Origin of the sequence: Pedobacter steynii (genome assembly GCF_001721645.1) — a bacterium.
GTDB classification, from domain to species: Bacteria; Bacteroidota; Bacteroidia; order Sphingobacteriales; family Sphingobacteriaceae; genus Pedobacter; species Pedobacter steynii_A.
Genome location: NZ_CP017141.1, coordinates 5247566 through 5273059, shown reverse-complemented (window position 1 = coordinate 5273059; position 25494 = coordinate 5247566). Strand labels below are relative to the sequence as shown.

The window sequence follows — 25494 nt, the reverse complement described above, 5'->3', positions numbered from 1 at the left end:
GTTTTATGATAAATGAGCCCTTAACATCCAGGCCATGGTTTCATGCGTTTCCATTAAGCCCGTGATGTAATCACTTGTGCCGGCATCTTTCAATGCACTGGCATAATTGTCGATATTTCCCCTTAGGTGAATTAAAATACTTTCGTGGTCGGCAAGCAGCATTCTGATGTAGGTAGGCGCATCATTCTTGCCGCGGTCATCTTCGGTCAGGTGTGTTAATTCCAGGAATTGTTTAAGTGATGCTGGTGCATAATGACCAAGCTTGCGGATGCGTTCTGCTACGTCATCAACAATACCTTCCAATTGCGTGTATTGCTCTTCGAAGAACTTGTGTTTGTTGTAAAAGTCTGGTCCTTCTATATTCCAGTGGGCTTTTCTTGTTTTGGTATACAAAACGTATTCATCTGCAAGAATTTTACTTAATGAATGTGCCACCTCGGCAAGGTTTTCCGCGCTGATTCCAATTTTAGCTTCCATGATTTTTGTTATTTTGATAGTTATCTGTTATTAAAAAAGATGTTTATGTAGGATGAAAAAGTGTGTATTAAAGGGCCTGTTAAAAAAATGCCCTGATTAAATGATGATCTATAGAATAAGTCCCGGGACCAATTACCACCAGAAAAAGCATCGCCAGTGTATACATATACGGCACATCCCGGACCTCTATGGAATCATTTCTGTGAACGACGAAATAACCAATTGCGGTTACACCGATTGATGGCAGGAGGAAAAGTCTGGTTCCGAAACCTATGGCAACAAAAAACGGGACAACAGTATCGGAAAATGTAGCCACTAATCCGTTCAGCTTATCCGGTAAGCCCAGGGGATTGGGCACGTGCTCCTTTTCGCCATTTTGAACACGAAACTTTTTCATGCCATGAACCCTGAAGAGTTCGAGCATAAGCAGTACCCTGAACAAGAGTACAGCCCAGTTGTTGATCTCTGACCCTAAGTCAGAATAAAGCAGGTAATTGATAATATTTTCCATGTTTTAAAAAGCAAAGCATGAGCAGCCCAATGCGCCCCAGAATGCGGTGTAATTGTTTACAGGCAGGTTACTTGTTCTTACTGCATCGTGGTTATGATGGTGAACATCACAACTGCCAGCACAAGCGTGTACCATCGCAATAACCGGATCTGTTCCCTTTGCGCCTGTTGTTTTTCCTTGTTGATTTTTGCTATGGCTTGCCAGAGAATAGTATCCGTTATAGCTGTTTGTCGGCGACCAGTCTGGCAGAATCGGGATTTTTGGTGGCGAAAAGGAAGAGAAGTCCCCTTTTGCATAAACAATCTTACCATCAACAACGGTTAAATCAGATTCTATGCTTTTGATCTCCTCATCAGATACTTCAAAATAATCCTGATTCAGAACCGCTAAATCGGCAAGCATCCCCACTTCGATATCGCCTTTCTTTTGCTGTTCATTGGAAAACCAGGCGCTGCCTCTGGTATAAAGCTCTAAAGCGGTTTCCCTGCTCAGAACCGTATCTTCATTATAGATTTTCAGGCCTCCAACCGTTTTTCCTGCCGTTAACCAGAACATGGAAACCCATGGATTGTAACTACTTACACGGGTGGCATCAGAGCCACCGCCAACAGGAATTTCCATCTCGAGCATTTTTTTTATTGGTGGCGTTTGCAGCGCAGCTTTTGCACCATAGCGTTCTGTAAAATATTCGCCCTGATAAGCCATTCTGCTTTGAATCGCAATACCTCCACCCAGTGCTTTTACCCGTTCAATGTTTCTTTCGTCTATCGTTTCCGCATGGTCGAAAATCCAGGGTAGTCCGGCAAAAGGAATGTCTTTATCTACCTTTTCAAAAACAGTTAAAAAACGGCTGATGCTCTCGTTATAAGTAGCATGAAGCCTGAACGGCCATCTTTTTTCAACTAACAAACGTACCACCCGTTCCAGTTCAGGTTCCATGTTATCCGAAAGGTCTGGTCTTGGCTGAAGAAAATCTTCGAAATCTGCTGCCGAGAAAACCAGCATTTCCCCTGCCCCATTATGGCGGTACATATCATCACCCTGATAAAGGGATACCGTATTTGTCCAGTTGTCAAAATCTTCAAATTCCTGTTTCGGACGTTGCGTAAATAAGTTGTAGGCGATACGGACGGTAAGCTGTTTTTGCTCGTTCAGTTCATTTACGACTTTATAATCGTCAGGAAAGTTCTGAAAACCTCCCCCGGCATCAATCACACTTGTAATGCCGAAACGGTTCAGCTCAGTCATAAAATGACGGGTAGAATTGACCTGATGTTCGTAAGAAAGTTTCGGGCCTTTTGCCAGCGTGGAATATAAAATCATCGCATTTGGACTCGCGATAATCAATCCCGTAGGTTCTCCCTTCGCATCCCTTTGGATCTCCCCACCCGGAGGAGCAGGTGTATCTTTGGTATATCCAACGGCCTTAAGCGCCGCACGGTTCATAAAAGCTCGGTCGTATAAATGAAGGATAAAAACAGGCGTTTCAGGCGCAATGGCATTGATCTCTTCCAGTGTCGGCATCCTTCTCTCCGCAAACTGAAATTCAGACCAGCCTCCAACTACACGTACCCATTGTGGCGATGGGGTAATATCTACCTGCTCCTTCAGCATTCTTAAGGCATCGGCAAGTGAGGGAACACCATCCCAGCGCAATTCCAGATTGAAATTTAATCCGCCACGGATCAGATGAATGTGGGAATCGTTGATTCCGGGAACTACCCTTTTTTTGTGAAGATCAACCAGCTTTGTTGCAGCACCGGAAAAGTTCATGACATCACTGTCTTTACCAACAGCGATAAACTTCCCGTCTTTAATCGCAACAGCGGTTATTTCTTCTTTGTGTTTTGCAATGGTATGTATCTTACCATTGAATAAAATGATATCTGCAGTCGTCATATTTTCTTTATTTAGCCATGGAAACCAATTGAGCTGTTAATTTTTTAGGGAAGCGATTGCCTCCTGAATTCCTTCTCCCGCAGTAGTAAAAAATGCCGGACCAGCCAGAAGGATTACTTTTGAGATCGGTTTAAATGTGGACATCTTCTTTTCTTTTAACCAGGTTTGTGTCCGGTAAGCTTCAAAAATACCCCTCACTACATTCCCCGCAACCAGTGCCGTTGGCGAGTCAATTCCTGCATCTTTTAAATCACTTGCAAAAGAAAAATTATCTACGCCCAGATTAATCGCTTCTCTCATCGCAACGCTCCCCACTCCAGTCATTAAATCCGGGCTAAATTTGTCCCTGTCGCCAAGACCGATTAAAAGCAGTTTTTTACTACCTATCGTACCTTTGGGTGGGGAAATTAAAATCGTTTCATTGGCATGACCATGAAATTTCCCGCTCTTGCGGATTTCGGTTAACAGACCTTCCATATCCTGATCTAAGTGTACCAGGCCATTTAAAGCCGGAGGAAGTGCTGGTGGAGTATTAAAAATATCGCCTTCGGTATATTCGAAAACACAGGCAATCTGCAAATCGCTGACCTGTGCCGAGGGTCCCTGAACTACACCTTCGATGGCAATTCCATCAACGGTACCCCAAACTTTGGCCGTCCCGATTGCTGTAGTGGCTTGTGCATATGCATTTCCTGTAAGGAATACAGAAAATATCATGATGGCTATCCTGAAGTTCTTTTTCATTTTCTTATGGTTTAAAATTTGTATGATACCTGTGCATTAAAAAACTTTGAATTGTCCCAAAGGGGAACAATATCTTTTATGAAATCGCCAACCCTGAAATATTGTCCGCCACAACTCAATGAAAGGTGGTTATTGAATTTATAATCTGCGCTGAGCAGATAAGTTGTACCGATAAAACGATGATTGGAAATGGAGCCCGGAACATTAAAATTTCCGCCCGGCCGGTAAATCCCGTCGTTTAAGGAGTACCTCCAGTTGAACACCACATCTGCCTGAACGCTCAATTTATCGGTTAAGGCAAGTGTCAGATAGGGATGTAAATCAATTAAATTTGATGGCCCGACAAGCGGGTTAAACCCAAAATAACCTCCTTTCGGAAATAAAGGGTTAAAGGTCTGCAGTTTTCCATCTCCTGCCTTTTTATCACCGGAGATGTAATCATTACGGAGGTTCACAGAAGGCTTAAACCTGACCTGCTCAAAAGTATAACCAAACTCAATGGCCATTGTCCAGGCCTCAATATCGCCTTTCCCAAATTTCCCGAACTGATAGGCAGCTTCTAAATTATAGATAAAACCGCCACCACTTTTCCAGTATCTGGTAGCTAAAGTATGCCTGATTTCTTTTCCTGTCCCTTCTTCAAATTCTGTGCGGTCGCGCCTGATGCCTAAGTAATAAAAATCGAAGTTTCCCCCTTTTTGAATATTAAGGTTTGAATAGGCTCCCCAAAGGTTTGCCTGATGGCTTGGACGATTATCAAATACGCCAAAATTAACTTCATCGGCGGCTAAAACAAATGCATCAATTGAAAACCTGGGTGTCGCATACCTGACCTTACCGCCTGTAAAATATTGCCTGACGGTTGTCCCCTCTCTGACAGAAATTAACCTCCCCGAACCGTAATTAATTTCCTGCCGGCCAATACGGACAGCCAGTTGATTTGAGGAATCTTTAAGTATCCGATACTCAGCAAACAGGTTTTGAACGGCAAGCTGATCTTCATCAACCGGCGCCGGACCGTATTTACTGCCATTCTCCAACGCACTGTTTACCTGAGCAAAAAACCTCAGTCTCTCTCCAATATTTAAATCGGCATAAAGCGAATAGCGCTGTAAAAATGAAGAATTGAAACCTTGATTGCTGATCCAGTCCTCATTTATTTTTCCTCCATATTCTTCTCTGATCTCCCCGCCAAAACTGAGGTATACCTTTTTATCAGCTGAAAGTGGCAGGAACTTTAAGGTGTTGTATAAGTTCCTGCTCGAATCTTTCAAATGACTATAATCCTCATCATAACGCATCAGCTTAATGTCCTGTCCGGATGCCCCTGTTAATGAAAAACAAAGACAAGCGGCCAAAGCAATCGCCAGACGGGGATAATTAATGTTCATTTTTATCTGGAATGACAATTAGTGTTTGATCATTTTATGCGCATACTGAATTCCCAAACCATATCCGGCACCATACTTTTTCATCAGGTCAGTCACGGCCACATAAGTCTCGGTTCTTGCCCAGTCTCTTTGCAATTCCAGAATGTACTGAACAGAAGTAATTGGCTTCACGCCTGCATGTACCATTCGCTGAATGGCTCTTTCGTGTGCTTCTGCACTCACATCTCCACAGGCATCAGTAATTACAAAAACATCAAATCCTTCAGATAAGGCAGATAATGCAGGGCCCACAATACATACGCCTGTCCATAGGCCGGCAAGCACCAGTTTTTGTTTTCCCGTGCCGGTGATGGCTTTATAAGCCGCTTCATCTTCCCAGGTATTCATAGACGTCCGGTCGATATAACCTGAACTTGCCTGCGGGTAGAATTCTTCAATTTCCGGAAATACAGGCCCGGCAAAAGAATCTTCTGCAACGGTAGTCACGATAGTAGGTACTTTGAAAATCTGCGAAGCACCGGCAACAATGGCAACATTGGTTCTCAATTCAGTAATTGAAATGCTTTTGGTAGCAAAAGCCATCTGGCCTTCAAAGTCGATTAATACTAAGGCGTGGTTTTCCGGCGATAAAAGATTTGGTGATGGTTTCATAATTTTAAATTTTTGACCTGGGCTAACCAACAAGCATACCAAGCAAATAATCAACTGATCCACAAACACTTAATTCATTCACCACAAATTAAAACTTACTTTATTTCGTCATTTTACGAAGGCGGATTTACGTATAGTCGTAAAATGACCTCCTGATTCTTATTTTAATTTGCAGCTTTAGTATCTTCGGGAAATGAAATACGGGGAACGAGAGATGCTCATTCAACTTCGCGAAGAGCTTAAGACAGCAAAGGAAATCATTGCAAGACAGCAGCTGGAAATCATTGGGTATCAGCAACAACTGGAAGCAGAAGAATTGCCGTCGGCCACTGAGGCATACCTCAACTATCATGATGATATTGTGGGCAATAGTCCATTGATCCGGCAGGTGCTGAACTCAATAGCGCAGGTAGCGGCTTCCAACAGTACCGTGCTGATCCTAGGCGAAACGGGTACAGGGAAAGAGCTGGTCGCAAGAGCGATCCACCATGCCTCTTCCAGAAAGGTTAAACCGATGGTCAAACTCAATTGTGCTTCTATTCCATCTAACCTGGCCGAGAGTGAACTTTTCGGACACGAAAAAGGAAGTTTTACCGGTGCCCTGGAACGCAGAATAGGGAAATTCGAACTGGCAGATCACAGCACCTTATTTCTGGATGAGATTGCCGAACTCCCGCTGGAGCTTCAGGGAAAACTACTGCGGGCATTGCAGGAAAAAGAAATCGAGCGCCTGGGAGGACAACAGGTAATCCATACCGATGCAAGAATCATCGCTGCAACCAATCTTGACCTGCTGAAAGAAGTACAGGAAGGAAGGTTTAGGAGTGATCTTTTTTACCGGCTCAATGTGTTTCCAATCCAGCTGCCTCCGTTAAGAGAAAGAAAAGAGGACATTGAACAGCTATCTTATCATTTTCTCCGCAAACTGGCCATGAAAACCGGAGCCAAGCCCAAACAATTATCTAAAAATGCGCTTAAAGTGCTGATGGCGTACGACTGGCCCGGAAACATCAGAGAGCTGGAACACCTGATGGAAAGAAGCATGCTCCTGACAAAAACAGCCCTCATCAAAGACATCCCCCTTCCGGATCCGGCAGGAAAAGCCTCTGATGCTGATCAGGTTTCGAACATCAAAACCATTGCTGAAAATGAACGTAGCCATATCCTTTCTGTATTAAAACGTTGTGGCGGTAAAATATCCGGCCCTGCAGGCGCCGCAAAAATACTGGGCGTACCGGCAACCACCTTAAACTCAAAACTTAAGAAACTGAATATTTCGAGAAAACACATGCTACGTTAGCAGAATGGATTCGTAAATTCACGATATATCATCAATTTTTACTGATGAAAAACACCTAAAACAAAGCAAATCAAGGCCTTAACGCATGGCATTTTATTTGGTAAATGATAACCCTGAAAGAAACAGGAAATGAAAGATAAGATTTTGATCGTTGAGGATGAGTTTATTGTCGCCAATGACCTCAGCCTGATGCTGAAAAAAGCAGGGTACGACAGCTGTGGCATTGCGCCTTCGGTAGCAAGGGCATTGGAACTCATCGCCGAACAGCAACCCGACTGGGTACTTATTGATATTTTCCTGCAGGGAGAGCGTACCGGAATAGACCTGGGGATTCAACTCTCTAACATGGACATTCCTTTCATTTACATTTCTGCCAATACAAATCAGACCATCCTTCAGGCCGCGAAAGCAACACTACCATACGGATTTCTGGTTAAACCATTCCGGGAAAAGGACCTGTTGGTGATGCTGGACATTGCTCAATACCGGCATGGACAAAACATTAAATATAACCTTCAGCATCAGATGGGGCTGGTGCAGCAACTAGCGGCCATCAGTACAAAAAAGGAAGCCAGTGCAGAAAAGGTCAAGCAAATTGCCCAATTGCTGCAACCAGTCTTACCTTTCGACCAGCTGTTTCTGACCAGGATAAATCCCCGCAGTCCGGCCCGCGACTGCAGTGTCATCAAATCGCCCTCCGGAAACTATCAGCTGGAAACTACAGAATCGATGCTCAAACTGCTTTCTGTATCCAGCCGCGATTACAAACTCTGGGACCCGCTGGGCTTAAAGCTCGACAAGCAATTGCACTGCGCTTACGAATTCAGAAAACTGCGCATGGAAGACCGCTGGACGCAAGTCATCTCTGATCAATTCGGATTGGAGTCTGCCATCATGACCAGCATTACAGATCCTAAAGGCGACCTTTACCGGGTGGCATTCTTCAGCAAAGAAAAAGAACTTTACAACAGCATCCATGTAGACCTGGCCAATCAGATCATGACCGCATTCAGTGCAATGATTGATGAAGTATTCTTCAGTAAACCTGTTGCCGAAATTAAAGAAGTTAAACTGAATCAGGTGCCTGCCTCCCATTTCTATAGGATCATTGGTAATAGTCCGCTGTTAAATTCCGTATTTGATAAAGTGAAAATTGTTGCCGCTGATGACACCTCTGTACTCATTCTTGGCGAAAGCGGAACGGGTAAAGAACGGATCGCGCAGATCTTACACGAACTTTCACCAAGAAAGTCGAAAAAGATGGTTACCGTGAATTGTGCAGCATTACCGCTCACTTTGATCGAATCCACACTTTTTGGTCATGAAAAAGGTGCTTTTACCGGTGCCAGCGACCGAAGGATAGGAAAATTTGAACAGGCCGATGGGAGCACCATCTTTTTGGATGAGATCGGAGAACTGCCACTGGAAGCCCAGGTTAAGCTCCTTCGGGTACTTCAGGAAAAAGAAATCGAACGCCTGGGGGCAAATCAAACAAAAAAAATAAACGTACGGATCATTACCGCAACTAACCGCAACCTGGAAAAAGAAGTGGCAGAAGGAAGGTTCCGGCTTGATTTATACTACCGCCTCAACGTATTCCCGATCGAACTTCCCTCCCTGCGTCAGCGGAAAGAGGATATTGAGGCCCTCGCCTATCATTTCATTGAAAAATATAGCAACAAATCTGAAAGAGCGGTCAAATCCATTTCGGCAGCTGCGCTTCAGCAGTTAATGGCCTACGACTGGCCGGGCAATATCCGCGAACTGGAACACCTGATTGAACGGGCAGTGCTGCTAAGTTCGGGAACTGAGATTACCGATACCGGACTTGCTTCCGGAAAACAAACCGGTCATCCGGCCAACGGCACCCTATACCCCGACGGGAACCAAACCTCTATCGGAAATCAGTCAGCAAGTGTAAATCAACCTGCAGCGGGAAAAACCAAAACCCTCGAAGAAGTGGAAAAAGCTTATATACTGGAAATCCTTCATTTATGTAAAGGTAAAATCTCCGGTCCGGGGGGAGCCGCAGAACTGCTGAATATCCCCTCCACCACGCTAAATTCTAAAATCAAAAAACTGGGAATTACGTATGAGTTTACCGATTAGGTGTTGTCTTCTTTACCTTATTTTATATTTACTACCCTTGTCGGGAGTTGCCCAGACCAATCTGCGGAATAGCCTCCCCGAGCTCAGGACCTTGTTGTCCAAACAGAAGGATGCAGCAAACAGAAGCCATTATCAGATCAAACTAAGCAGGTTCTACCTTTATAACAAGTCAGGTACCAAACAAAACCTGGACAGCGCCTACTTCTTCGCATTGGCTGCAACAGAAAACAGTAAAAATGGCCACGGTTCTGAAGGCAGCAAAGAAAGCCGAACCGTACTTTCAGAAGTATTGCTCAGAAAAGGCGCCACTAAAGCTGCCCTGGCCCAGACCTCAGGAATGGACGGGCTAACCATAGCCAGAATGCTGATCAATGCCGGTAGCTATTTTGTCTATAAAAGAGGGGAACATAAGGGCGACCTCGATACGGCATTCCGCTTTCTCCAACAGGCAAAAAAAATAGCCGGATCAAAGAATGCACTTAAACTGGTACATGAGGCCGAACTTTACCTTTGCGACCTTTACCGGGAAGGCGGTCAGCGGGAAAAGTCAGACCAGCATTTTGCCCAGCTTCTAAAGGATTGTGAAGCTACCGGAGATGACGAGCTCGCTGCAGCCACAGCCTCCAGAATCGGCGATCACCTTCCTTTTTCCAGCGAGAAAATCAGGTTCTACGAGCGCGCACTGATGTATTATAAAAAGATTGGTCAGACGGAGCAGGAAATCGGAATGGAAAAAGGAATCGCAGATGTAAACCTAAACCTCGGAAAGCTTAAACTTGCAGAACAGCAACTGCTTTCTGTGCTAAAAAGATACCAGAAGCTGGGTTATAAAAACCTGCAATTTACCTACGACCTCCTCTCGGCAATTAACCAGTTCAGCGGGAGCCAGAAAGCCGCCCTATCCTATGCAATCTCTGCAATAGAGTTCATGGAGCTGACAGAAAGCGATGCTTCCGCAGGCTACTTTTACAGCAATCTGGCCAGGATATATGGAGACCTGGGAGACACCCAGCGAAGTATCAGTTACTTCCTAAAAGCGGTGGAATGGACAGATCCGAGAGAAAGTGACGCAAAACTTACTGCAGTCAAAAACCTTGCAGATCAGCTGATTATCCAGGGCAAAATACACGAAGTATTCAAGGTACTGGATTCCAACATCCCAAAGGTAGAACCAAGTGAACTGGGGAGGATGATCATTGCCGGTATCCGGGGAAAATGCTACGAAGCCCTGAAAAACAACCCGCTTGCAGAAACACATTTCCTCGAAATGATCCGTTGGGAAAAGAAAATACCCGGGCATTTCTTTCACAAAGCAGAAGGCTTTTATAGCATTGGCTCATTTTACATGCACACGAAATCCTTCGCCAATGCCAGGACCTATTTTAACAAGATTGCCCTGCTGCCAGCCGGTACCTACCCCCTTTCTAAAATCAAAAATGTATATCTTTCTTTGTACCAGCTGGATTCTGCCACAAATAGACTGGACTCGGCAATTGTACATTATAAACTTTACAAGTTAATCTCAGATTCCCTGTTAAATGCCTCGGCAAACCGGACCATCTCCGAAATGGCCCTTCGATACCAGTCCAAACAACAGGAAAAAGACAACCAGTTGCTACGCAAGGAAAGTATCCTTCAGCTGGGTAAATTGCAGAAAGCAGACCTGACCAATAAAATCACTTTTGCCGGAATAGCAGCCCTACTGCTCATTATCGGCCTGGTCTACCGCAACTACCATCACCGAAAAAAAGCCAACCAGCAACTTTTAGCGCAGCAGCAGATCATCACCCATAAGAACCATTCACTGGAGCTGTTGCTGGAGAGCCAGGAAAAACTGCTGAACGAAAAGGAATGGCTGATTAAAGAAATCCATCACCGGATCAAGAACAACCTTCAGGTGGTAGCCAGTTTATTGAATTCACAGCTGAACTATCTGGATAATGAAGAAGCAAGATTGGCCATCAAGGATAGTCAGAACAGAATCCAGTCTATCTCGCTGATCCATCAGAAGCTTTTTCAATCGGAAGACCTGAATATAGTAGACATTCACGCCTATATACACGACCTGGTGAAGTTCCTCTGCGATACCTTTCATGTTGGCCAAAGAATTAATTTCCTCATTGAGGTTCCGAAAATATCTTTCGACATTACCCAGGCAACACCACTGGGGCTCATCGTAAATGAAGCCATTACCAATATCATTAAATATGCATTTCCGAACAACAGCCCGGGAGAAACCCATATCAGCCTTAGCAAAAACCCAAATGAAAGATATACTTTTCGCATCAGTGACAATGGCATTGGCCTTCCGCAAGACCTTGATCAAAGCAAGACTATGGGAATGACCCTGATCAGGGGACTTGCCGAACAACTTGGTGGAACAGCAGAAATCGTATCAGACAAAGGGCTCTCCATCAGCATTGAGTTTGACCTGGTTCCAACAGAAAAGTAGTTTAACGTTGCACTGAATTCTTTTCCATTCTTTTGAAGTCCTTGCTGTCCCAGACTGTAACAGGATTAAATTGATCACCCCGCATGTATTTCAGCAGGCTATATTTTAATTGCCTTGCCACAGGTCTGCTGCTGAGATCGGCATGAATATCCATGGTACAAAGCAATAACTTTCCATTTCCAACCTTTGCTTCGACAATGCTGGCCATGTTTCTGTTTTTAAAGAAATTATCTATATTTCTTAACACAATAGACGAGGGCGACAAGCCGATACTATCCAGCTCTAACGTAGTTGATTTTTTGCAAAGGTCCCACCATTGCCAGTTGGTATGGCTATCAGTAGGAAAATGTTCAAAAACAGGGTGTTTTGGATCCATCAATAATCCCATAGTACCTGGTTGATTCGGGAAATGAACAGGACTCCAGAATACCTGTACAAATTTTCCTTCAACACCTTTGATTGTTTCTTTAGCCGGATTTAACAGCACCTTCTTTCCTTCTTCCAAAGCGCGGAGTGCTTCCTCGTAATCCTTTGTAAAAACGACGTCTGCAACAACTTCATCTACTTTTTCAGGATACACCCAGATTTCCCAACTGTTGTTATAGGCGGTATTTTCAATACTTACTTTTACCGTTAATTTCTGGGCGCTCAACACTTTAGTCAAGCTTGCATTAATCTCCCCTTCCAGCTCACTATTACCCAAATTGATATTAACATCACTTATTTTGCCCGATGCAACCAGGGCCTCATCTGCTCCTCTGACCTGCCAAACTACATTCGTATTTTTTAAAGGAACCGAACCAAAATTGGCGACTTCAATTTTGGCCTTAAAGATTTCATCATTGGTATAAGTTGCTTTTTCAAATCTGATCAGGGGCACAACCGGAGCACAGAATTTCCTGAAATCTTCCTCCTTTATCAAACCTTTACTATCCCAAAATGCATCAAGTATACCCACCAACGCGGTTCCCTGTCCCGGAAAATCATGTAAATCCAATAACTGAATGCCACTGATACCTTTAGTTTTCAATGCTCTTTCAATTTCCTCCTTGTACAGCAATACCGCCAGCTTCCCACTGGCATTTGTAAAATCATCAGCAAGAGCAGCCATGTTCTTTTTCTCAAGATCAGCTTTTACAGCAATAAAATTTGCCGGACTGAGTACGCCGGTATATTTGGAAATTTCGTTGAGATTGGGATATACGGCATACTGCCCGATTTCATGCGTCACGATTGGAACAGGTAAACTGTCAACTGATTTGGCGTAATCCTTATTAAAAGAAGGCATTTCAACATCAAAAACACCCTGGCCCCTTACCCAGCCTTTTTTTGATCGCTGTGTGATAAAATAATCATCAGCTGGTACCGGCCAGTCGCCAAAACCTTTCTCAAAAGTATAGGAAGTCGTGGTGTACATCCTCCTTTTATCCGATGATTTTAATTTCATCACCTGATCACTTAACCATTTCATATCGCCTTGCATTTCATTACCCATACTCCAAAAACAAAATGAGGGATGGTTGCCATAATACCGGATCATCCTGCCGGACTCCCGATCAAAAAAATCATCAGCCAATTGGTTTTTTCCTATTTTAAGGGACCATGCCGGTAATTCCACCTGCAGGTAAAACCCTAGTTTATCAGCAGCTTCAAAAGCTGCTTCCGGAGGGCACCAGCTGTGAAAACGCAGGTGATTTAAGCCATAAGCTTTTGCCTTTTCAAAAATCTTTTTCCATCCCTCTTCTTCCATTGGCGGATACCCGGTTAAAGGGAAAATATTGCATTCCAGGGTTCCCCTTAAAAATAACGGCCTATCGTTAATCAGCAATTGCGTACCATGGCTACTTAAAGTTCTGAACCCAAAGCTGGTGGTTTTGCGATGTGTTGCACCTGCATATTTTACCGATGCAGACAGATGGTATAACGAAGGGTTAAACTCATCCCATTTTTTTATAGGGGCATTAATTTCGATATAACTGACAATGGTATTTTCGCCAGGTTTTAACAACACCGGAATATTTGTTTTCTTAAATTTTGTCTGTCCGTTGATCGCGGATAAATTAAGCGTTGACTTCAGTTGCTTATCCAGGCTATTCTCAATTTCGCTGACAATTTTTATCCGCTTTAAATTTTCTTCTGTAAAAACCTGTATATTTTTAAGATAAGCCTCTGGTCTGGAAATCAGCTTTAATTTACCAATTACCCCATTCCAGATAATCTGTGTTTCAGCAGAATAGGCATGTCCATCGCCGATATCATATTTTTTACTGTTATCGATCCTCAGCGTAATCGTGTGTTTTCCAGGTTTTAAAAAAGCTGATAAATCAAAATGATGAGCTGCGCTGAGGCTTTCGCCCTGGGCATTTACTTTTTTCCCGTCAACCCATACGTCGGTTTGCCAGATCACCCTTTCCAGGAAAAGTGATACTTGTTTATTATTCCAGGACGCTGGGATGATGACCTCTTTCTGGTACCAGGCTGCTCCGATATAAGAATGCTTACGCCACAAATGCAACATCACCTCGCGCGTTAGTGCTGGTTTCAACTTTAAGGGCGTCCCTAAACCGGCATCATCGGTAGTGCCGGGCAATTTTATTTTCTGATCAAAAAACAAGCCGGGCCTGCTATACCATTTTTCCTGCTCCCCTGTGTTAAGAGAATCCAGGCGAAATGACCATGTTCCAGCCAGATTTATTTCCTCTTCTCCGATTTCAGGTTTGCTTTTTTCTTGTCCCAATACCCCTGAACTCAGGATAAGTTGGAAAAGGCATATCAATAATAATTTCTTCATCATCACAAACATCAGCATCACAGCACAACATGTCAATGCACTGATTTCCGATTATGATGGATTTTCTTACTTTTTCCCGGTTTACTTAATCCGCGGTTTACCGAAGTTCAAAAAAACCGAAACACCTGTAGAATTCAATTTTACATCGTAATTCCCTATTCCGGTAAGCGGCAGCTTTACAAACGGCTGCAATCCTATACTCATGGACGAATTTAGCTTTCGCTCCACACTAACAGACAGGTTGGCAATGCCCAGAATATGCTGGTTTTTATTGCTTACCTCCACTCTTGAAAGACTGCGATCAGGCCCACTCCTGAGCTCATAACGTTCATTTAACATCAGGTAGCTTGATAAACCTGTATTCAGGCTTATTGCAATTTTTTGCTTTTTGAACACCTGATAATTAACATTCACCGGAATGTCCAGTACCCGGCAATCCGCATTCACCTCCCAGGCCTGATTCCCGTATCCATTATCCGCTGCAGCAATACCAGCTGAGTTATACAACTTCTTGGCGTAAATCAATCCGGTACTTACACTTATTTTATTGCTGAGTGGATAGGTGACCATCAAACCGATATTAGAACTGATCTTCTGAGAAACATTAGCACCGGTACCGGAGATATCCGGAGCCGCCATAATGCTGAACGACAAACCCGAACGTTTAACCACAGCATATCGGGGCGCCTTCACAACAATACCTTCCTGATGTACTTTCATCGGAATGAATTTTACCGTATCTCCCTGAAATGGCCTTAAACCGGAATAAGAAACCTTAGCAGTCAGCATGCTTACCGGCATCAGGTTTCCGGAAGGCAATTCAGCCTGATTTTTATGGCTTAGACCGGGCTTACTCCGATGGTCGGACCTGGTACTGCTCCAATCCTTAACAGCCAGCTCAGCCGGGGCCGGTACTGGCACTGCTACCGCTTCCTTACCCGGATTCTGCACTTTAGCTTTCAGCATTTTTTTGTTTACCGGTTCTTCTTCCAGCAAAATGGTAAAGAGGAATACGAGTAATGTTGCCGCAATACCTGCGCCGGCAAACCACCAGATTGGCAAAATACGTTTCTTCTCATATGCATCAAGCTTTTCGGACATCTTCTCCCAATCCATTTCATGGAAAGGAATTTCTGGATCTCCTAGTCCAGCCCTGAACAACTGGTCTATGTTATGCTCGTCTTTCATTTACATTGATATTTTTATCGTTCGCTATTGCGATTTTTAATCGGGAACTGAACTGATCGTATGTGGCCAGTTTCTCCTGTAGTTTCTGCCTTGCCCTGGATAAATTTGATTTCGATGTTCCTACAGATATGTTTAAAGTTTCGGCAATCTCCTCGTGTGAATATCCATCAATCGCATACAGGTTAAATACAATCCGGTATGCAGGAGACAGGGTTTGGATCAGACTTAAAAGGTCATCATAAGCCAGCTGGTCGTAAACAGCTGCCCCCTGACCAATATGCCCGTATTCGTTAATGTCATCATGCATTGAAAATTTCAGCTTTGCACGATAATGGTCAATTGCGGTGTTGGCCATAATCTTAGCCATCCAGGCTTTAAAAGGTTTGTTCGCATCGTACTTTTCAATGTGGTTAAATACCTTCAGAAATGCCGTATTCAGTACCTCCGCCGCATCCACATCATTTATGGCGTAGCGCTTACAGATACCCATGCAGTAGCCATAGAATTCTTTATAGAGCAGATACTGACTGGACCTGTCTTTCCGAATACACCCCTTAATAATTTCCTGCACCTATATAAATGTAATTGCGTTCGCTAACCTGATCATTTCTACCTCTTCTTACGAATCAATTCAGCTAAAGGTTGCCTCAGGTCAAAGAAAATATTTTTTAATCAACTTATCAAACTGATATACAGCTGATTATTTTATTTTCCGAAAGGTATCTCAAAATGTAAGCAACCATTGTTTCAGGCTCCACGTATCACTTATAATTAAAACACATTTTCAACCCTAACCCCTCTATTATGCAAATCAAATTCAAAACTGCCTGGCGAACGCAGGTTCCCGTTTATCTGGCCCTGACCTTAATCTACCTCTTATTGTTCAGCTGTTCTAAAAGACAAGCCGCCGAAATGGTTCCAACACCGGCTCCCCCTGAAGAGCCAGGGACATCAGTGACCTATAACAATTTCGCAAAGGCGCTTTTTCAAACCAAATGTGCCGGATGTCACAGTGCAGGAAGAGGTGCAGCAGCAGTCTGGACCTTAAACGGATTGAGTTCCATTACCAGCAATAAGACCAGGATCCAGCAAGCGGTATTGGTCAATAAGTCCATGCCTATGGGAGGAACGCTATCTGCCGCAGAGCTGAAGTCTTTACAAGAATGGTTCGATAATAACATGCCTGAATAACCTGAATTGCCATGAAAAACACCTGTCTTTTTATTGTATTTACCCTGATCAGTTTTGCCGTAAATGCACAGCAAATCCTGATCTCCAACAACGCCAAAGTATCTTTTTTTTCCAGCACGGTGATGGAAGATATTGAGGGAAAAAGTGCCACCGGAGGTTCCGTTATCGACACCAAATCGGGCAACATCATTTTCAAAGTAAAGAACACCTCCTTTCAGTTTAAAAAGAAACTGATGCAGGAACATTTCAATGAGAATTATATGGAGTCCGAAAAATATCCGGTATCAGAATTTAAGGGAACGATTAAAGAACCGATCAACCTGGCTGCTGATGGAACATACAAGGTAACCATAGAAGGTAACCTGAACATCCATGGGATCAGCAAGGCCTATAAAACCCAGGCTGATCTGGTAGTGAGTAAAGGCACCCTAAATGCCAGCGCGGTCTTCAAAGTGAAAATCGCTGATCATAACATTGAGATCCCAAAACTTGTATTTAAAAATATCGCTGAATCCGTTGAAGTCCGTATTCAGGCCACCTATTTAGCTAAAAAGTAATGAAGATAAAAACATCAAAATTATTCGCCCTTTCCGCCCTGTTATTGTTCAGTGCCCAAACCACATTTGCCCAGGAAGAACTGGAAAAAGAACTGGCAGCTCCGGCTGCCGATAAGGAAAAAGTAAGCGCTACCTTCAAATCTACCAAGCTGATCAACGGGCATACCAATGAAACGCTTTACAAGAACGAGCTCGATTTTAAGGTCGACCACCGATTTGGCGATATCGCAGGAAGCAACGGAGGAATCCGGAAGTTTTTCGGATTAGATGCCTCAACAGACGTGCGCATCGGATTTGAATATGGCCTTACCGATAACCTGACCATAGGCCTGGCCAGGGCAAAAGGCGCAACAGCGGTACAACAACTCTATGAAGGAAGCCTGAAATATCGTTTACTTCAGCAAACTACAGACAACCGCATTCCATTTGCGGTTACACTGTTTGGCAGCAATACCATTGCAGCCGTAGCTGCAAACAAGGATGACCCTGCCTCGCCTATCGCCTATGATGGCTTTAAAGACCGCCAGAATTGGGTGGCACAAATCATCCTGGCTAAGAAATTCAGTCCCAATCTGTCTTTTACGCTTACACCAAGTTATGTACACCGGAATTTTACCGCCTTCCGTGATCAGAATGATATGTTTGCGATTGGTGCTGGCGGAAGGTTGAAGTTCAGTCGCCGGATGGCCCTTGTGGTAGATTACTTTCTGCCATTCCGGAACAAGTCCGACAAAGCCTATCTCGAAAAGGTCAGTGCCACAAAATTTTACAACCCCTTGGGTGTAGGACTGGAAATGGAAACCGGAGGACACGTATTCCACCTGAACTTTACAAATGCAACAGGCATTCAGGAGATGCAGTATATTCCGCAAACCACCAGCTCTTGGCTAAAAGGCCAGTACCGCTGGGGATTCAGCATATCCAGAAGATTCTCATTTGCACATTAAAAAGAAGCACCTGTTCAGGATCCTGAACAGGTGCTTCTTTTAACATCTTATCTCATGGCAAACCAGCCACTGCCATTAACAGGGCCCGTTGCCAGGCTGATGATTTCATTGATTTTGATGAGGTCTTCATCCACCTGTTTCAGGTTTCTTTCCGAATGATTACGGCAGGTTACCAGGCCAAGATGCTCCTGATGGGTCAATATATTTTTCTCCCTGTCCTGGAAAATGAGGTGCCTGACCATCAGTCTGGTCATCTGGTCCAATTGATCTTCATTTAGCTCCAGTGCAGTCTGTTTTAAGCAATCCAGGATCCTGCTTTCAATTTCCTCCCTTTCGGATTCATTTCCAATGGTTAGCGGAAGCAGCAATAAAAACAAGGGCGACAACTCCGATTTGTCATTTGCGATGATTTCTTTTAGCTCAGTCCAGCTAAAGAGAGACAGATGAAAATGTCCACCTGTGTTTCCTAAGTAGATGTCGTTAAAAAAATAAACGGTATTGTAGGCATGAAATTCAGCAAACAGGGTCACCTGATCATTGATCTCATGTACATAGGTATAGCCATACCATGGATCTTCCTCTAATCCGTTTTCATCAGTAAGACCTGATAGTTCTTTACACCACTCTTCAGAGGGCATGTTAAAATTTTCCATCATATAATCAGACAACATCATTTCCTTTTCATCGTCCACAGCGAACGGAAACTGAGTAATCAGGTATATGCAGAAATCCTTATTTGATAAGTTTAATTTCATGGTATCCATTAAGATATCGTGGCAAAACCACGGGTTTGTGTTGGACCATGTCACATTGGGGATGATTGAAACGATCTACCCCAAAGATAAATGCGGCAAATGAAAATAAAAAATTATACCACATATTCGCGGCATAATTTTTACTTTTCGTTCTTTAGGCTGGATTAAGCCTTTTACAGGATGATATTTCTTTTAAATGCACAGCCCAATTCCATGATAGAGTCTGTTTTGGCAATACCGGGGATATTGTCGATTTTTTCATAGAGAATTTGCCTCATGTGCTCATGATTTTTGGCAATGATTTTCAGGTATAAAGTATACGTACCGCTAATATAATAACACTCCGTAATCTCCGGAATTTTCTTTAACTCTTCAATAATCCGGTTGGAATCATGGTCTTTTTCGAGTGTAATCCCGGTAAAAGCGCCCCAGTCGTACCCAATCTTCTTCTCGTCCAGAACAGGTTTAATCCCGGTTAAGATACCCTGTTCGGTTAACCTGGATATCCGCTGATGAACCATGGTGTTGGATACGCCAAGCGTGGTTGCGATAGCCGAATAAGCCATTCGTCCATCTATTTCCAGTTGTTTTAATATTTGGATGTCAAATTCATCAATGTGGTCCATACTTCTGCTAAAGTTATTTTATTTCCGCCAATCAAAAAGTCAAATTCACTTTATTTAAAACACAAAATAATAAATATTATTATATTTGCACTAATAAACAGTCAATTATGAAAATTTCAGCAAATTTAAGCAAAAGCGAGGAGCTAATAGAAAAAGAAGAAAGATATGGTGCACATAATTACCATCCTCTGCCTGTTGTCCTTAAAAAAGGAAAAGGCGTCTTCGTTTGGGATGTTGAAGAAATGAGGTATTATGATTTTCTTTCCGCCTATTCAGCTGTGAACCAGGGGCATTGTCACCCGAGGATCATCAACGCACTTAAAGAACAGGCTGAAGAACTTACCCTGACTTCCAGGGCATTTCATAGCGACAAATTGGGTGATTTTGAAGAATTCGTCTGTAACCTCTTTGGTTATGATAAATCATTGATCATGAATTCCGGAGTGGAAGCAGTGGAAACGGCGATGAAACTTTGCAGAAAATGGGCTTACCAGATCAAAGGCATCAGCCCGGATCAGGCAAAGATTGTCTTTGCCGAAGGAAATTTTCATGGCAGGACCATTTCTGTCATCTCCGCCTCTAACGATGAAAGCGCAAAGAAAGACTTTGGTCCCTTTGTAGGTGGAATCACTCATGTTCCTTACAATGATGTGGAGGCTTTTGAAGCCTTGTTAAAAGCAGATAAAAATATTGCGGGTTTTATCGTGGAGCCCATTCAGGGTGAAGCCGGCGTAGTGGTACCAGATGCCGACTACCTGGTACGCATTAAAGCCCTTTGTCAGGCTTACAATGTCTTGTTCATAGCTGATGAAATCCAGACTGGAATTGCACGTACCGGAAGCATGCTGGCTACCTACGATGTTAATTCTGAAGATAAAAGCAACCAGCCGGATATTCTGATACTGGGGAAAGCCATTTCAGGCGGGGTATTACCGGTTTCAGCAGTGCTGGCTAACGACGAGATCATGCTCACCATTAAGCCTGGCGAACATGGCTCAACCTATGGAGGAAATCCTTTGGCCTGTGCCGTTTCGAAAGAGGCCTTACAGGTAGTCATAGATGAAAATCTTGCCGAAAATGCGGATAGACTTGGAAAACTGTTCAGGGCAGGATTAGAAAATATTGCCACAAAAACAGACCTGATCCAATCGGTAAGAGGTAAAGGATTATTGAATGCAATTGTCATCAATTGCGCAGAAGAATCTGATATGGCCTGGAACATCTGCATGAAGTTTAAAGAGAATGGCTTACTTGCAAAACCTACTCATGGAAATAAAATCCGTTTCGCTCCCCCATTGGTGATTACGGAAGAACAAATTATTGAAAGCCTGGACATTATCGAGCGATCATTGCTCAGTGTGGCTTAGAAATTAAAAAAAGAACCTGTTCGGGATGGAAACAGGTTCTTTTTTTAAGCTTAGTTTTTATCCCACCATACCCTATCCGTTAATTTTGCATTCTGTTGCGGTTGCGGATTGGAGATCATCTCCGTATTCGGATACAATACCCTGCGCGGAATTTCCGACAGCGCATTTTTAACCTTTGTTAATACCGGAAATCCGGTACGGCGCCAGTCTGTATAATTCTCAGCATTCAGGAAGTTCGAAATGGATTTTTCTTCTATAATCAGCCTCAATGCATTTGCTGAGCTCAGGTTCCCACGACTGATCAGGTAAGCATTCGCATCAAGGGTACTCACCCCAACTTTTGTCATATGGGTCCTGACCGCCTCCGCATATATGGGCTGAGCTGCTGCCGCACCTGAGATGATTAAGTTCGCCTCTGCTTTTAAAAACAAGGCTTCGGTATAATTCACCAGGTAATTAAAAGCACTGGGCGCAGCATAAAAAGCTGCCGGAATAGAATACGATTCCAGACTACCGATTTCGTTCAGCCCTGCTTCCCTACCCGTATAAAGTCCTGTTTCTTTTGCCGGTGCCACCATTTTACTTAACCTCGGATCATTTCTTGTTTTAAACCCGTTTACAAAAGTATCTCCGAGCACCAAAGTACTGGCCGGAAGGAAATTTTGCTGCCATGGGTTCTCTGTACCCGGAGTTCCTACAAAGATCATTTTCAGGTCGTCCGCATTTCCGGTCATCCCATTGGTCAGGGCTGTTAAAGCCAGCTGCGCCTGGGTTGCTGCATTATAGCCCGGAGCTTTAGTGAGGTGCATCAGGTAACGCGCCTTTAAGGTATAAGCCAGCTTCGTCCATTTTTCCATCTCGCCATTATAGAAATAGTCGTCGCTACCAGGCTTAATGCCTCCCTGTTTAGCGATATCTGCAATCCCATCCTCTAACAAACTGTTGATTTGCTTGTATATAGACTCCTGACTATCGTATACCGGTGTGAGGTTGTCTTTGCCTGCAAAAGCCGTCGAGTAAGGAATATCTCCCCAGGCATCAGTTGCTGTCCCTAAACAATAAGCCGTTAAAATTTTAGCAATCCCCGAATAATTAAAATTGCCGTTTGCAGCTGCTTTCACCTTAAGGATAGACAGGTTATTCAGTGTCCTGACATACATATTGTTCCAGTCGCCATCCATATCCTGACTGTACATCAGGTAGGTACCGAAGTTCGGGGCCACCTGATTCAGCGCAATCACCTGCAGGTATTGCTGCAAAACAATGCTTAGATTTCCGTCCCCTGCAGCATTGATATTCTGGGAGATCAGCATTTCAATCGGTGCCAGCATTAAAGGTTCCGTCACGCTGATCGGCCTGTTGGGATCATTATTTACATCAATATATTTCTTACATCCTGAACTCATCACCAGACTGATGACCGTTAAAACCAGGTATATCTTTTTCATCTTCATCGTATTATTAAATTACAAGGTTAACTTTAAACTGAAATCAAAGGAGCGCGATGTGGGCGTAGAGAAAGAGTATATTCCCTGCGATCCGTTTGATGAACCAAATGAACTTACCTCAGGGTCGCCACCTGTAAAATGCGGTGAATAGATCCATAGGTTCCGGCCGGTGATGTTAAAAGAAATGGCTTTAAAAGGACTCTTTGCGATCCACGAAGGCTTAACCGTATAACCCAGACTTACATTTCTCAGTTTCACATAAGTACCATCCTGAATTACAGACTCCAGAATTCCGTTAATGCGCTGGTAATAACTCTGACCATTTACTTCCACCTGGTTCGGGTTTCCGGTATTGATGTTTACTCCATCTACTACCCTTGGCCCACGGTTTTCCGTCACCTTAGGGGTACCATAAAAGTAGCCGTAACCATCTACGTTATTCTGGATGTCACCACCTTTTTTCATATCAAATGAAAAGCTCAGGCCGAATTGTTTATACCTGAAATTGTTCACGATACCGCCCATCCAATCCGGATTGATATCACCTATAATTCCCTGTCTCTCTGCTACAACCGGTAACCCACTGTCATCGATCAATAACTTTCCTTCTGCATTTCTATCGTACCTCGTTCCATAGATTACTCCATATGGCTGGTCTATGATGATATTGGTAAAACCATTACCGATCTGTTTTAAATCCCCATAGATTGCCAACACTTTATTGCGGATGCGGCTATAGTTTAGCGTGAAATCCCAGCTAAAGTTGTCTGTTTTAACAGGTTTTACATTTAACAGAACCTCTACCCCACGATTACGCATTTCAGCAGAGTTTACACTGGTCGAATTATACCCTGTTGAAGGTGCAATCGCTACGTTTGGAATGATGCCATCCACGGTTTTCTTACTGAAATAAGTGACCTCCAGGTTTACCCTGTTTTTGAAAAAACCGGTCTCTAAACCTAATTCAATCTCATTGATGCGCTCATTCTTTAAATTAGGATCATTTAATACCCCGCCGATTAAAAACCCGGATTGTCCGTTATAAGGGAAGGAGATATTTCTCACTGTCTGGTTCTCAAAAGGAGTCAGTAAACTGTATGCGCCTATACTCGCATTTCCAACCGTACTATAAGAAAGTCTTAACTTACCGAAGTTCATGACATCCGACAATCCAGAAGAAAAGAAGTTGGAAAAAATGAAACTCGTTGCTGCAGAACCATAAGGATAAAAGTTACTCTGTTTCGCCAGCACGGAATTTCCGTCATACCTTCCGGTTAAAGACAAGACCAGAAACTTTTTGTAATCAACATTGGCCTGCGCATAAAAACCAATTTTTCTGCTGAGGTAACTGTCTTCCCGATAAGTGACGTTAGAAGCAGCACTCATGTTGTCCAGTCCGGGAACAGTAATACCCAGACCATTTGCATACATGTTTTGGGTATAGGTAGAGATGATGTTATTTCCAAGTAGCAAGTCGGCTGTAAAATCACCAAATGTTTTACTGGCATTCACCATAAAGTCATTATTGTACTGTCTGAAGTTGACGTTATTGTCTACCAGGCGGCCATTAGGATTGGATACTGACAGCCTGGATTCTATATACTTATCCTGCTCCACATAAACGTCTGCTCCAAAGCGTTCCGTTATCGTCAGCCAGGATAAGGGCTTATAATCGGCAGTAAAAGTTGGAATGAAGCGGTTTACTACAGACCTGTTCTTGATGTTATCGACTACCCAATAAGGATTGTTACGGGAAAACCGAAACAAGCGCTGAGTTCCATCTTCATTCAGAGAGGGTTGTAAATCATAAGATACCGGTGCAGAAAATATGGTCCATACCGGACTTTCCAAAGCATAACCTTCCGGCTGGCGGTTATTCTTAGTATTTGCATAATTCAGGGAAAAGGTCATGTTCAGGTCTTTAATCAGCTGCACATTGTACTTTGCAAAGAGTGTATTTCTGTTGAATGAGGTCGACCGGACCGTTCCATCCTGTTTCAGGTTAGAATAAGAAAGAAAGTAAGAACCAATGTTGCTGCCCCCATCGACACTGATTGTATTGCTATATGTTCTTCCGGTTTTAAAAAAGAGATCAGATTGATCATATACCTTCGCCGGCTGTCCGTTAATTTTCAAAGTATCCATTAAAGCTCCCCAGGAGGTACTTGTTTTTTGTGTTACCCCATCATAATACTTTCCGTTGGTTCCCAAAGAGTATTTGTTCTGTAATTCAGGAAGCAATGGATTCTCAAATGAAAATCCAGAACTGATGTTCACCGATGGCCTGCGGTTTTTCACTCCTGCTTTAGTGGTGATGATGATTACCCCTTTTGCTCCGTCAGAACCATATAAGGCTGTGGCTGCACCGCCTTTCAGTACGTTGATGTTATCAATGATATTAGGATCCAGATCGGCAATCCGGTTTGTTCCAGGTCCGGAGTTGAGGTTTCCCCGCTCCGAATTGTCGACCGGAATACCATCGATGATCATTAAAGCTTCATTATTACCATAAAAGGAATTGGCACCCCTCACCACGATACGGGATGAACTTCCCGGTGTGCCTGAAGAACTGGTAATCTGCACTCCGGATACTTTTCCTGAAATGGCATTGACCAGGTTGGGTTCCTTAGACTGCGTCAGCTGATCCCCCTTTACCTCCTGCGAGCTATAAGTCAGGATCCGCTTTTCCCTTTTGATCCCCAGCGCCGTAACCACCACTTCATTCAGGTCCTGCATATCATTCTGCAGCACTACCGTAAAATTCGGCTGATTGTTAAATACCACTTCTTTGGTCAGATAACCGATGCCGGTAACCACAAGCGTAGCCGGAACAGCATGCTGCAGGTTGAAATTTCCTTTTACATCTGTTGCCGTTCCAATGGAAGTGCCTTTTACTTTTATCGATATACCTGGTATCCCGATCCCAGAATCATCAGATACTTTCCCCCTGATCGTGCTGGTTTGTGCCTTTGCAAAACTGATTGCGAAGCCACAAATTAGTAACATAATTAATTTGATTTTCATCCCTGTTTGTTTTTGGTTTAGTACTAAACCAAAACTAGAAGCAAAATCGCAGATAGATGATTAGCA

20 protein-coding genes are annotated in these 25494 nt (G+C 43.4%); 7 read left to right on the top strand and 13 right to left on the bottom strand.

Annotated features, from left to right (window positions below):
• Nucleotides 1-3: 3 nt before the first annotated feature.
• The 6 genes from BFS30_RS21770 to BFS30_RS21745 form a co-directional block, all read right to left on the bottom strand.
• Nucleotides 4-477, bottom strand: a complete 474-nt coding sequence (locus BFS30_RS21770) for a Dps family protein (protein ID WP_069381214.1) — start codon at nt 475-477, stop codon at nt 4-6.
• 79 nt (nt 478-556) lie between these two features.
• Complete coding sequence (locus tag BFS30_RS21765) at nt 557-988, bottom strand: DoxX family protein (RefSeq protein WP_069381213.1); 432 nt, start codon at nt 986-988, stop codon at nt 557-559.
• 3 nt (nt 989-991) lie between these two features.
• Nucleotides 992-2887, bottom strand: a complete 1896-nt coding sequence (locus tag BFS30_RS21760; RefSeq protein ID WP_069381212.1) for an amidohydrolase — start codon at nt 2885-2887, stop codon at nt 992-994.
• Between the two features lie 36 nt (nt 2888-2923).
• Nucleotides 2924-3631, bottom strand: coding sequence for a M17 family peptidase N-terminal domain-containing protein (locus tag BFS30_RS21755; RefSeq protein WP_083252176.1), 708 nt, complete (start codon nt 3629-3631; stop codon nt 2924-2926).
• Between the two features lie 11 nt (nt 3632-3642).
• Nucleotides 3643-5022, bottom strand: coding sequence for an alginate export family protein (locus BFS30_RS21750; protein ID WP_069381211.1), 1380 nt, complete (start codon nt 5020-5022; stop codon nt 3643-3645).
• An 18-nt stretch (nt 5023-5040) separates the two neighbouring features.
• Nucleotides 5041-5673 (bottom strand): hydrolase, encoded by a 633-nt coding sequence (locus BFS30_RS21745; RefSeq protein ID WP_208602998.1) that lies wholly within the window; start codon nt 5671-5673, stop codon nt 5041-5043.
• Between the two features lie 193 nt (nt 5674-5866).
• Between BFS30_RS21745 and BFS30_RS21740 the strand changes: the two genes are divergently transcribed.
• The 3 genes from BFS30_RS21740 (at nt 5867) to BFS30_RS21730 (ending at nt 11534) form a co-directional block, all read left to right on the top strand.
• Nucleotides 5867-6973, top strand: coding sequence for a sigma-54 interaction domain-containing protein (locus BFS30_RS21740; protein WP_069381210.1), 1107 nt, complete (start codon nt 5867-5869; stop codon nt 6971-6973).
• A gap of 129 nt (nt 6974-7102) precedes the next feature.
• A complete protein-coding gene (locus BFS30_RS21735; RefSeq protein WP_069381209.1) occupies nt 7103-9082 on the top strand; it encodes a sigma 54-interacting response regulator in 1980 nt (659 codons plus the stop codon).
• Nucleotides 9066-11534 (top strand): histidine kinase dimerization/phosphoacceptor domain -containing protein, encoded by a 2469-nt coding sequence (locus tag BFS30_RS21730; RefSeq protein WP_083252175.1) that lies wholly within the window; start codon nt 9066-9068, stop codon nt 11532-11534. The genes BFS30_RS21735 and BFS30_RS21730 overlap by 17 nt, the downstream gene beginning before the upstream one ends.
• Nucleotide 11535: 1 nt before the next feature.
• Here BFS30_RS21730 and BFS30_RS21725 read toward each other — a convergent pair whose 3' ends face one another.
• The 3 genes from BFS30_RS21725 to BFS30_RS21715 all read right to left on the bottom strand — a co-directional run bounded on the left by BFS30_RS21725 (nt 11536) and on the right by BFS30_RS21715 (nt 16084).
• Nucleotides 11536-14328 carry a glycoside hydrolase family 2 protein gene (locus BFS30_RS21725; RefSeq protein WP_069382600.1) on the bottom strand — a complete coding sequence of 931 codons (2793 nt, stop codon included), beginning with the start codon at nt 14326-14328 and terminating at the stop codon, nt 11536-11538.
• 78 nt (nt 14329-14406) lie between these two features.
• On the bottom strand, nt 14407-15513 hold the full coding sequence (locus BFS30_RS21720) for a hypothetical protein (protein ID WP_069381207.1): 1107 nt from the start codon (nt 15511-15513) through the stop codon (nt 14407-14409).
• The gene (locus BFS30_RS21715; RefSeq protein ID WP_069381206.1) at nt 15497-16084 is read right to left on the bottom strand and encodes an RNA polymerase sigma factor; all 588 of its coding nucleotides are present in this window, start codon (nt 16082-16084) and stop codon (nt 15497-15499) included. The genes BFS30_RS21720 and BFS30_RS21715 overlap by 17 nt, the downstream gene beginning before the upstream one ends.
• Nucleotides 16085-16317: 233 nt before the next feature.
• On the opposite strand from BFS30_RS21715, the gene BFS30_RS21710 reads away from it, so the two are divergent.
• From BFS30_RS21710 to BFS30_RS21700, 3 genes are read left to right on the top strand one after another with little or no spacing between them, the layout of a single operon-like run.
• Nucleotides 16318-16704, top strand: a complete 387-nt coding sequence (locus BFS30_RS21710) for a c-type cytochrome (RefSeq protein ID WP_069381205.1) — start codon at nt 16318-16320, stop codon at nt 16702-16704.
• Nucleotides 16705-16715: 11 nt separating this feature from the next.
• Entirely contained in the window at nt 16716-17261 is a 546-nt protein-coding gene (locus tag BFS30_RS21705) for a YceI family protein (RefSeq protein ID WP_069381204.1), read from the top strand.
• Nucleotides 17261-18208, top strand: coding sequence for a DUF5777 family beta-barrel protein (locus tag BFS30_RS21700; protein ID WP_069381203.1), 948 nt, complete (start codon nt 17261-17263; stop codon nt 18206-18208). Before BFS30_RS21705 ends, BFS30_RS21700 begins: the two co-directional genes overlap by 1 nt.
• A 47-nt stretch (nt 18209-18255) precedes the next feature.
• Here BFS30_RS21700 and BFS30_RS21695 read toward each other — a convergent pair whose 3' ends face one another.
• Nucleotides 18256-18963: an Imm19 family immunity protein gene (locus tag BFS30_RS21695; protein ID WP_167353180.1), complete on the bottom strand. Its 708-nt coding sequence runs from the start codon at nt 18961-18963 to the stop codon at nt 18256-18258.
• Between the two features lie 173 nt (nt 18964-19136).
• On the bottom strand, nt 19137-19589 hold the full coding sequence (locus tag BFS30_RS21690; RefSeq protein WP_069381201.1) for an Lrp/AsnC family transcriptional regulator: 453 nt from the start codon (nt 19587-19589) through the stop codon (nt 19137-19139).
• 107 nt (nt 19590-19696) lie between these two features.
• Here BFS30_RS21690 and rocD point away from each other — a divergent pair, with 107 nt between their 5' ends.
• On the top strand, nt 19697-20956 hold the full coding sequence (rocD, locus tag BFS30_RS21685; RefSeq protein ID WP_069381200.1) for an ornithine--oxo-acid transaminase: 1260 nt from the start codon (nt 19697-19699) through the stop codon (nt 20954-20956).
• 50 nt (nt 20957-21006) lie between these two features.
• Here the strand turns inward: rocD and BFS30_RS21680 are convergent, their stop codons facing one another.
• Together BFS30_RS21680 and BFS30_RS21675 are read right to left on the bottom strand one after the other, a co-directional pair.
• Nucleotides 21007-22404 carry a SusD/RagB family nutrient-binding outer membrane lipoprotein gene (locus BFS30_RS21680; RefSeq protein ID WP_069382599.1) on the bottom strand — a complete coding sequence of 466 codons (1398 nt, stop codon included), beginning with the start codon at nt 22402-22404 and terminating at the stop codon, nt 21007-21009.
• Nucleotides 22405-22422: 18 nt separating this feature from the next.
• Entirely contained in the window at nt 22423-25428 is a 3006-nt protein-coding gene (locus BFS30_RS21675; RefSeq protein WP_069381199.1) for a SusC/RagA family TonB-linked outer membrane protein, read from the bottom strand.
• Nucleotides 25429-25494: the final 66 nt, after the last annotated feature.